The following is a 10,274-nucleotide window of genomic DNA, read 5'->3' on the forward strand; positions in this document are numbered from 1 at the left end:
TTTTCTGTTCCGGGCCGAGACAACGGATCGGACAGGGGGCGCTGGTCTCATACCATGGCTGGTCTCATACCACGGCTGGTCTCATACCACGGGCAAGGTGATCCATCCGAACCAACCACCTTCACGGACCGTCCGCAGGATCAGTGTCCGCCGAGCCGTGGTCGCCTCCGGAGCTGAGCCGCGCCAGGGCGGCCCGGTCCCGAAGACACCGCCAAGGACACCCATCATATACAGTTCTACCCTGGGGATCTCTCCCACGCAGTGCCTGCGTCCACTACCCCTCTGGGCGCCTTTGTCTGCTGGAGGGCGTTTTCAGAAGCGGCGCTTCTAAATTTAGCAGGCAGGCGGCTCAGGTTTACGCCTCGACTACAGATACCTACAGCTCTCACGGTTTCCACTGCGCATGTCCACACTCTCGCCCAGTCTCTTTGCAGCTGCGTCGGTTCTGTCAGCCCCCCAAACTGGCCACAGGGGGGATGACCCCACCCGGACTCTCGCAGCCACAGGGGGCTCTTCACCCGTTGTAGTGCCTGATCCGCCCGGTGCATCGCAGCGGAGCAGAAAACTTCCAGACGCCTTTTGACGTCCATTCGGCGCAGGAATCAACCTCGAAGAACGAGGCTAGGATTGGTTCGTCAAGACGCGTCGGCCTCGGCCACCGGAGGATCCAAGAGCAGCAGCGCGAGCAACGCGCACCGGTCGAGAGTCTCCTCGATGCAGATGTGCTCGTGGGCGGCGTGTGCCCCGTCCCCAACCGCCCCCAGACCGTCGAGTGTCGGGGTGTGCTGACTTGTAAAGTTGCCGTCAGAGCCGCCCCCTGCTCGCCCCTCTTCAAGGTCGAGCCTGAGGTGCCGCCCACGCTGCCGGGCCCGTGTCCACAGCCGCCGATTGCCCGGGGTTCGCTCCAGCGGCGGCCGGTTCATGCCTCCCAGCACATCCACCCGCACACCGGGGGTATGGGGCTCGATGTCCTCGATCGCCGAAAGCACCGTGTTGGCCGCGGCTCGGGTGGGCACGCGCACGTCCGCGACGAGTTGACCGTATCTGGCCCCCGTCTCCTCGTCAACCTTCTGGCCGTCAATCGTCCCCACATTGATCGTCACGCCACGCTCCGGCTCGTGAAACTCGTTGAGTCGCTGGACGAGGGAAGAGAGCTCCAGGACCACACTGCTCTCTGTGGCCCCCTCAACGGGACGAACCCGAATCGTCATTTCACCAGTTCCTTTGCGGGCCGTCTTGATCTTGCCATCGAGCCCGAGCGCCGGCTCCAGCACGTAAACTCGCCCGGCGAGTTGCGCGAGGCGTTCGATGTGGCGGCGCGACTCCGGGCTGCCGATCTCCTCATCACTCGTCACGAGGACGACCGGACACACGGTGGGCGTCCGGTCGAGCGCATCGAGAGCCCGGAGCGCAAACACGATGGAGGCAAGACCCGCCTTCATGTCAAAGACGCCAGGCCCCTGCATCCGATTGCCCTCTCGGGTCACCGGCATCTCGTCGAGCGTGCCGTGGGGCCAGACCGTGTCGCTGTGTCCAAGGAGCAACTGGTAGGGAGATGTTGGATTGGAGGGGCGGGCGTAGAGACTGCCCCCCGTGTCGTCCCCCGGCAGACGCGCCACAGCAATGTCGAGATCGGTGAGGGCCTCTGCCAGGAGCCGCTGCACCTCCCACTGCGCTTCGGGATCCGAGGAGGGGGACTCGGCACGGGCCAGCCGGCATAGAAAATCAACATAGTCATCCGCGTGGTCGTGCACCCATGCCGATAGAGCGTCGGCGGGAACGGTCGGCTCGAGCTCGGGCTGTGCGGAAGGCATCTGCAACAAAGCAACAGGCGACGGAAGAAGTCGGGCGTTTTCACAACCAGTGGCCCGTAACGTTCTCGACGTGAGCGGGATGCTGGGCGCACCGTCCCATTTTGCCCGGCATCAAGACCGCTCTCGTTCTACGAGCTGCTCCACGTCGAAGACCGATTCGAGCTCTAGCACCTCCAGGACCTCATAGAGGATGTCGGGCGGCTCCAGAAGCGTCACGTCCACGCCTCGCTTCTGAAGTCGGACGAGGGCCATCACCGCCTCTGTGTCCACCAGCCGAGCCCGCGCGAGGTCGATGCGGACGCGAGTCGCGTCCTCCATGTGGTACCTGAGGTGACGGACCGCCATCAAGTTGAAGTCGCGTCGGGAGCGGACCGTGAGGGTGTCTCCGTGCCGTTCGAGGTCCATGACAGTTCGTGTAAGATGTGCGATTTGAGGTCGGCGGCAAGGTCTGAGTACACCTCGATGCCGTGCGGGTCAAGCCGCACGAGGGGACGTTGGAGCCGCAGATAGTCGCGCCCTTCGTGGAAGCGGGGCATGAGGCCCGCGAAGACGAAGTCATTCTCACAGAGCAGTTCCGTAGCGGCCGGGAGGGCCGGATCGTCGAGCGGCAGGTCCACATACGCCACGGTCATGTTCTCGTCCTCCAGGTCGCGGAGCGCCTGGTGCACCTGCGCCGGGAGGTCCCGGCCGGCAGTGTCGACCACAAACACGACGTGATTGTGGTTGTATCGGATGCGGGTGTCCATCTCGGTGGCGTCCGGCAGCTGGTCGCGCGGCAAGGCGGCCGACGCGGGCGGAACCTGTACGTGGCCCACATCAAGGGCTGCGTAGATGCGCCGGAGCAGGCCGGCGTAGCGGGCCGGCAAATACGCCGTGACCGTTTCGTAGGGCACCAGTGGCCGAAAATCGATGACCACGGTGATGGGCTGCGTGCACTCGTCGAACAGCGACCGGAACCGCTGGGGCGGGAAGAGGCCCAGCAGCATCGCCGTGGACTTCATTCCGAAGTGATGGTTCACCCGCTGGCTAATGTCGTGCACCGTAACCGCCTCCCCATACACCCCGCTCAGTCCTCGCTCGTTGGCCTGATCGATCAGCGAACGAAGCATCCGCTTCATGAGGCCGCGCCGGCGATGGTTCACATCTACCACGGCCTCCCCCACCTCACCGATGTTGGACTCCCGAGACCGGAGGACGGCAAAATACCCGACTGCGCGCCCCGAATTGCTCCGCACCAGAACCCCAAATTTCTCACCCTGCTCCAGGGCCCGCTCGATGCGTTCCGGGTAGTAGAGGTCCTCCCGCACGTAGGTGTAGCCGTACGTTCGGTAGATGAGTTTGGCAATGTCCTCGGCGTCCCGAGACTGGACAGCCGAAAAGCTGTAAGACACATCCTCTCGGTCGGCGTCTGGGTCCGGCCCCTTCGTGGAATGGAGGTCGGCAATGTGGTCTGATTCGATATGCTGGACGATCCGAAACTCTTTTCCGTCCCGCCCCCGGTTCAGAAACGCAAAGTCGTCCACACAGTGGTCGACCACGGCAAACCCGGCGCCTTCAAAATTATCTTCTTCGACGGCTCGCTCCGGATCGTACGGGTGGCGCGAGGGGTCGAAGGGCTCTCCGCGCTCATGGATGATGACCTCGGCGGTCGAAAGGTCCGCGCGCAAGGTGAGTTCAAATGAGCCATCTCCGCCGGGAAACGCAAACCGCACCACGTCGGTCACGAGCTCGTCGACGGCGAGGGCCAGACGAAGGGCCTTGCCGTCCGACAGGCCAACGTTGAGGGCCCACTTGTAAACGTAGTCCGTCGTCGGCCCGATGACCTCAACGTGGTTGGGGAGGTGCAAGGTCTGGTCCATGCCTGGGCTGAGCGGGTTTCTCGACAGAAAAAGGGCTCCCTGATGGATGAGTTGCCAACGTGGACGACTTGGCGTGGGGCAGGGACGTGCCCCGATTGCCCTTTTGTAAGTGACGCCAAGAGCTGCTGACAATATCGATAACTCTATTTCGTTTTGCAAGTTTGGGAACTACGATTGACCGAGCCGGGCGAGACTGGCTCTGCCGACCCGCGACCTCCGGAGCCCCGGGCCTTTCTCTTCGCTAGAGCGGCTGTTCGGACCGCTGCAGAACTCGATGACGGTTCTCCTGCTCCCGGGTCTCTCCCTGACGGCAGCCGGGACCTGATTTTACGGGCCCCTTGGGCGCCTCCAGCTGCTTCGGCTTCTGATTCAGCAGCTCCCCTGGCAGCGAGGGCTCAGGAATCTGGAGGACGTGAGAATGGGCATAGATGCGGTGGTTTTACCACGGTGTCATGGGGCGCGAGGGGGGTTGGCCCGACCTTCAAAAGAAAAGCATCCACGGATCCGAAAGCGACAACGGACCTGAACGCCAGGAGCTCACCCCAGACTCGGTCGGCCCCACTCCCGGGCCAACGGCGAGCAGAAGACACCCGCGACGGTCGAGAAGGGTATCGGAGACCTTCCCGACGGAAAATTCGCCTGAGGAGGCGCACCGCCGTCGATGACCATCCTCCTTCAGAAGCCATCCTGCCCCGAAGGTGTACCGGCTGGAGTTGGAGGGCTGGGGGCCCAAGACAGCCCCAGCCCCCGGCCGCAACGGGAGCAACCACGCGTTCGGCGCGGGACGGAAGCCTGCGCATTCGGATCGGCTGCAGGGTAAACTACAGGGTCGCCCCCCAACGAGAACCGGACGTGAGCATCTCACGCTCTGTCTCTTGCCCGCCCGGCTCCTTCGGGACGGGTGTGCACTGGCTCTGGTAAAAGAAGACGACGAGCAGCCCCAGCGCTGCTCCTCCAACGACGGTGTTCAGCACGCTGCCCATCCTGCCGGCCTTGGGCGAGGGACCTTTCTTCCACCCGATGACGGCACCTGCAAGTGCGCCACCAGCCGGGAGCGACCAGCCGCCCGGAGGCAAGAATATCCAGGCCAACGCCCCGATCAGGGCCAGCATCACAGCTGCACCGGCCACTCGGGGCACCCAAGCCAGAAGGGCCCTAAGCGTTCTTTTTTGCTCATTCATGCCGAGTGTGCTGAAGGGGAAGCCCTCGAAGGCAATAGGCACGACCTGAACGATGCATCCGGCGGTCCGAAGTCCTTCAGAACGGAGGTGTTTCGTCTCTGCCGTGGGTCGTTTGCCCGGCACGCCAGGGGCTGCACAGAACGGTGTCCCTACGGAATGCCGCCCACCGGAAGAAGGGTCAAAAGGAAGTTCAGGGTGTCTTTTGTATATGGCGCCTCTGCCGGACACTTTCCACAGGCCGGTTTCTTCAGCGGCTTGGCTCCGAGCAATGCGCCGCCTTCTCCAATAGGCTCTTGTTGGAGCGCCCCCGCAGCTGCATCATCGGCCGGCGCAGGCAGTAGCTGTTCAAGGCCTCTTTGGCGGGCGCCAACGTTCTTGGTAGTGTCGTCGAGCCGACCTCTTGAGGCGGTGGCGATCTCGACGATCATGTGGTTGGGCACAGTTTCACTGGAACGGCAGCCTACTGAGGATGGACGTGTCGGCCCGCCTGTTCTCGCTGGCGACAGGGCATCACACCGTCGGGGCGAGCTACAAATCGTAGACGGGGGATGACTGTCGTTCAAGGCGCCTCGGAAAGGGCCCCCCGAATCGCCTCCAGACGATCAATCGTGTTCTGGAGACTTGCCGCTTCGGTCCGGGGGTTGATGGGACAGAGCCGAAGCACGGGCCGACCGTCGAGTGTCGTCTGCGTCAGAAAGGCCTCTCCGTTCTCATTCATCGCTGAGACGAGGCGGCGCGTAAGCGTATCGACTCGGTCCGACGGCCAGCCCTCGGGCTCACAGCGAAATGTGACAATGCCCATCTGGGCCGGGGTTACCACCGTCCATTCAGGACGCTCTCGCAGGAGCCGTTCGGCCCGCTCGGCGTGCTCAAAGCCTCGTTCGACCGCCGTGGCGACGTGCCGACGACCAAACACCTTGAACGTCATCCAGAGCTTGAGCGCCCGAAAGCTGCGCGTCAGCTGAATGCCATAGGCCGAGAAGTTGATTTCATCCGCCTCCCCCACCGCGTCTTCCAGGTACTCCGCCTCCAGCCGGAAGGCGCGGCGGAGGTGGTGGGCGTTCCGCACGAGCACGCCCCCAATCTCGAACGGCTGAAAGAGCCACTTGTGCGGATCCATCGTGAGCGAGTCGACCCGCTCGATGCCGTCGAGCCGCTTCTGGCCCCGCTCGCAGATGACCGACGGGGCCCCGTACGCCCCGTCTACATGCAGCCACAGGTCTTCGGCGTCGGCCAGGTCCGCCAGCGCGGGCAACGGATCGACGGCGCCGGTGTTGGTGGTGCCCGCGTTGGCGATGACGCAGAAGGGGCGCCGCCCCGCCGCCCGGTCGGCCGCGACGGCGTCTCGCAGCGCCGACGGATCGAGACGGTACCGGTCGTCGGAGGGCACCCGGCGGAGCTGGTCGGGTCGGAACCCGAGCAGCCGGAGGGCCCGATCGACCGACGTGTGGGTCTGGTCGGAGCAGTAGGCCACGGCCCCGGTCACGTCGTCGTCCAGGCTCGCGTGGCGCGCGGCGGCCAGGGCGGTCACGTTCGCCATCGAGCCCCCACTCGTAAACAGCCCGCCGGTCGTCTCGGGGAGGCCACAGAGCTCACGCAGCCAGTCGATCACGACCAGTTCGATCTGTGCGGCCGCGGCCCCCGAAATCCAGGTGCCCGAGAAGATGTTGAACCCCGACGCCAACAGGTCGGCCAGCACGCCGATGAAGTTGTTCGGGCCTGGCACGAACCCGAAAAACCGAGGATGATCCACCCGCATGGTGTTCGGCAGCACATTCTCTTCGACCTGATCAAGCACCGCATCGGGAGGGCTCCCCTCCTCCGGAAGATCTTCTCGGAGGCGGGCCTCCAGTTCCTCCCGCGACGGCGCCTCGCCCAGGGGCTCATCCTCCCCGTTTGCGAAGTGGTCGACCAGGAGGTCCACCACCCGGTAGCCCAGGGTCCGCATTTCGTCAGGAGAAAGGTCGAGGCGGTCGCGGTCCATAGGCACAGTGCTCGCGAAGGTGAACGAAAGAAGCGGTTCGGAAACGAACCCCCGGGGCGTGAGTTGCGCGAGACCCAGACGGCAGTGGCCCCACATCCGCCGTCGAGCCGGGGTGCGCGTCCGGTACGGACGCCTGGCGTTCACCAATTTTGGAGTGCCTTCACCGATGCCCCCCGTCGCACATTCCCATGGTGACCCTCTACCGCCGGCCCGACGACGCACGAGCCGACGAGATCGAAGACGCCCTCGACGAGGACGGCGAGATCGTGACCGGCGCGCCGGCCCTTCGTGCCCGCCTCCAGAGCCTGCGCTAGCTGATGGCGGACTGGCACCGGTTTCGGTCGGACGCCTGCCACGTTAAGGACGACGGCTCGGGCTGCTACCCTTTCCTCAGCGGGTCGGCCGGTCCCGGTCTGTTGCAGGCTTTTCAGCAATTCCGGACAACATCGAGCGCCCACGGGGCATATACCCCATTGTCTCAATGACTGCACGCCTTGGTCTCAGCCTCTCACCCAACCGTTTGCCCTCAAATGGCCATTGATCTCTCGCCCGTCGATGCGTTCGACGAGCGTCACCTCGGTCCGACGGACGACGACGTGGACGCCATGCTCGACACCCTTGGGGCCGAGTCGCTCGACGCCCTCGTCGACGCGGCCATCCCCGATTCGATCCGCACCGACGACCCGCTCGACCTGCCGCCCGCCCTCACCGAGCAGCAGGTGCTCGACGCGGCTCAGAGCGCCGGTGAGCAGAACGACACGTGGCGCTCACTCATCGGCATGGGCTACCACGGCACCCACACGCCGCCCGTCATCCAGCGCAACATCCTGGAGAACCCGGCCTGGTACACGCAATACACCCCCTACCAGGCCGAGATTGCGCAGGGCCGCCTGGAGGCGCTTCTCAACTTCCAGGACATGACGATCGACCTGACGGGCATGGAGATCGCCAACGCGTCGCTGCTCGACGAGGCGACGGCCGCAGCGGAGGCGATGATGATGCTGAACCGGGTCGACCGCCGCAGCGACGCCTCCACGTTCTACGTGTCCGAGGATTGCCACCCGCAGACCATCGAGGTGGTGAAGGGCCGCGCCGAGCCAATCGGGATCGACGTCATCGTGGAGTCCCCCGAACACTTCGTCTTCGGAGAGGACACGTTTGGCTGCCTCCTGCAGTACCCCACCACCGACGGCGCGGTGCGCGACCACTACCGCGACGTGACCGAGCGGGCGCACAAGGCCGACGCCTACGTGGCCGTGGCCGCCGACCCGCTGAGCCTGACCCTCCTGGAGGCGCCGGGCGAGTGGGGCGCCGACGCGGTCGTCGGCTCCACGCAGCGCTTCGGGGTGCCGATGGGCTACGGCGGGCCGCACGCCGCCTACTTCGCGACCCGCGAGCGCTTTCAGCGTCAGGTGCCCGGCCGCATGATCGGCGTCACGAAGGATGCCGATGGCGAGATGGCGCTCCGCATGGCGCTCCAGACCCGCGAGCAGCACATCCGGCGGGGGCGCGCCACGTCCAACATCTGCACCTCCCAGGTGCTGCTGGCCGTGATGGCCTCGATGTACGCCGTCTACCACGGCCCCGAGGGGCTCCGCAAGATCGCCACGCGGGTGCACGACCTCACGAAGACGCTGGCCGAAGGGCTGGACCGAACGGGCCACACCATCCGGCACGACGCGTACTTCGATACGCTCCGCGTGGACCTCACCGACGCCACCCAGGCGCAGGTCCGCGAGCGGGCCGAGGCGCACGAGATCAACCTCCGCTACTACGACGACGGATCGGTGGGCATCGCGCTCGACCAGACCGTTGACGCTGCGGACCTCGACGCCCTCTTTACCGTCTTCGGCGCCACCAACGGCCAGAAGCTGTACGCCGACGACCTGGCCGCCGAGCTCGACAGCGGCTACGACGGCCCGATGCCGCGGCAGACCTCGTACCTCGAGCATCCGGTCTTCAACTCGTACCACTCGGAGGGCGAGCTGACGCGCTACATGAAGTCGCTGGCCGACAAGGACCTGTCGCTCGTCCACAGCATGATCCCGCTGGGGTCGTGCACGATGAAGCTGAACCCGACCGCGGCCCTCCAGCCGATCTCCAACCCGCAGTTTGCGGGCCTGCACCCCTTCGCTCCCCAGGAGCAGGCGGAGGGATACGAGCAGGTGATCGACGAGCTCAGCGGCTACCTGACGGAGATCACGGGCTTCGACGACATTTCCTTCCAGCCCAATTCCGGGGCCTCCGGCGAGTACACCGGCCTCCTCATCATCCAGGCCTACCACGAGGCGCGGGGCGAGGGACAACGCGACGTCTGTCTCGTCCCCGAGTCCGCCCACGGGACCAACCCTGCCAGTGCCAACATGGCCGGGATGGAGGTCATCACGATCGACTGTGACGACAACGGCGACGTGGACCTGGAGGACCTCCGCGAGCAGGCCGAGGCGAACAGTGAGCGCCTGGCCGCCGCGATGATCACGTACCCCTCCACGCACGGCGTCTTCGAGGCGCACGTTCAGGAGATCTGCGACGTGGTCCACGAGCACGGCGGGCAGGTGTACCTCGACGGCGCCAACGTCAACGCGCAGGTCGGCCTCTGCCGCCCCCGCGAGTACGGCGTGGACGTGTGCCACCTCAACCTGCACAAGACATTTAGCATCCCGCACGGCGGCGGCGGGCCGGGCGTGGGGCCGGTCTGCACGGCCGAGCACCTGAGCCCCTTCCTCCCCGGCCACCCGGTGGTGGAGACGGGCGGCGACCAGAACATCCCCGCCATCGCCGCGGCGCCGCACGGCAGCGCCCTCATCCTGCTGATCTCGTGGGCGTACATCAAGCTGCTGGGCCCCGAGGGCCTCACGAAGTCGTCGAAGACCGCCCTCCTGAACGCCAACTACCTGGCCGACCAGCTGTCGAACCACTACGACATCGTCTTCCGGGGCCCCAATGACCGGGTGGCCCACGAGTTTATTCTCGACCTCCGCCCGTTCCGCTCCGAGCTCGACATCAACGAGCAGGACGTGGCGAAGCGGCTCATGGACTACGGCTTCCACGCCCCCACGATGAGCTGGCCGGTGGTGGGCACCCTCATGGTGGAGCCCACGGAGAGCGAGTCGAAGGCGGAGCTCGACCGCCTGGTCGACGCGTTTGCCGCCATCCGCAGCGAGATTGAGGCCGTCGAGACCGGCACGCTGGAGGCCGAGGAGAGCACGCTCAAGCAGGCCCCCCACACCGCCGAGGTGGTCACCGCCGACGACTGGGACCACGCGTACAGCCGCGAAACGGCGGCCTATCCGGTGGAGGCGGTGCGCGAGCGCAAGTTCTGGCCCACCGTGCGGCGCGTGAACGACGCCTACGGCGACCGGAACCTCTACTGCGCCTGCCCCCCGACCGACGCCTACGAGGCGGACGAAGAGGAGGAGCTGACGTCGGCCCTCAA

General features: G+C 65.6%; 7 protein-coding genes. 2 read left to right on the plus strand and 5 right to left on the minus strand.

Translation table 11 applies throughout. The features are described from left to right. Nucleotides 1-635 precede the first annotated feature (635 nt). From V5A20_RS11065 to V5A20_RS11085, 5 genes are all read right to left on the minus strand, one after another. On the minus strand, nt 636-1,814 hold the full coding sequence (locus V5A20_RS11065) for a M20/M25/M40 family metallo-hydrolase (protein ID WP_332327352.1): 1,179 nt from the start codon (nt 1,812-1,814) through the stop codon (nt 636-638). 111 nt (nt 1,815-1,925) lie between these two features. Then, entirely contained in the window at nt 1,926-2,219 is a 294-nt protein-coding gene (locus V5A20_RS11070) for a hypothetical protein (RefSeq protein ID WP_332327353.1), read from the minus strand. Next, nucleotides 2,159-3,673, minus strand: a complete 1,515-nt coding sequence (locus tag V5A20_RS11075) for a GNAT family N-acetyltransferase (RefSeq protein ID WP_332316506.1) — start codon at nt 3,671-3,673, stop codon at nt 2,159-2,161. The genes V5A20_RS11070 and V5A20_RS11075 overlap by 61 nt, the downstream gene beginning before the upstream one ends. Before the next feature lie 1,330 nt (nt 3,674-5,003). Next, a complete protein-coding gene (locus V5A20_RS11080; protein WP_332327354.1) occupies nt 5,004-5,282 on the minus strand; it encodes a hypothetical protein in 279 nt (92 codons plus the stop codon). Between the two features lie 131 nt (nt 5,283-5,413). Continuing rightward, a complete protein-coding gene (locus tag V5A20_RS11085; protein WP_332327355.1) occupies nt 5,414-6,838 on the minus strand; it encodes a pyridoxal phosphate-dependent decarboxylase family protein in 1,425 nt (474 codons plus the stop codon). 188 nt (nt 6,839-7,026) lie between these two features. Here V5A20_RS11085 and V5A20_RS11090 point away from each other — a divergent pair, with 188 nt between their 5' ends. Together V5A20_RS11090 and gcvP are read left to right on the plus strand one after the other, a co-directional pair. Next, nucleotides 7,027-7,152, plus strand: a complete 126-nt coding sequence (locus tag V5A20_RS11090; protein ID WP_332316503.1) for a hypothetical protein — start codon at nt 7,027-7,029, stop codon at nt 7,150-7,152. Nucleotides 7,153-7,368: 216 nt separating this feature from the next. Continuing rightward, nucleotides 7,369-10,274 (plus strand): aminomethyl-transferring glycine dehydrogenase (gcvP, locus tag V5A20_RS11095; protein ID WP_332327356.1); only part of this gene is annotated, 2,906 nt, incomplete at its 3' end.

The organism is Salinibacter sp. (genome assembly GCF_036626415.1).
GTDB lineage: Bacteria > Bacteroidota > Rhodothermia > Rhodothermales > Salinibacteraceae > Salinibacter.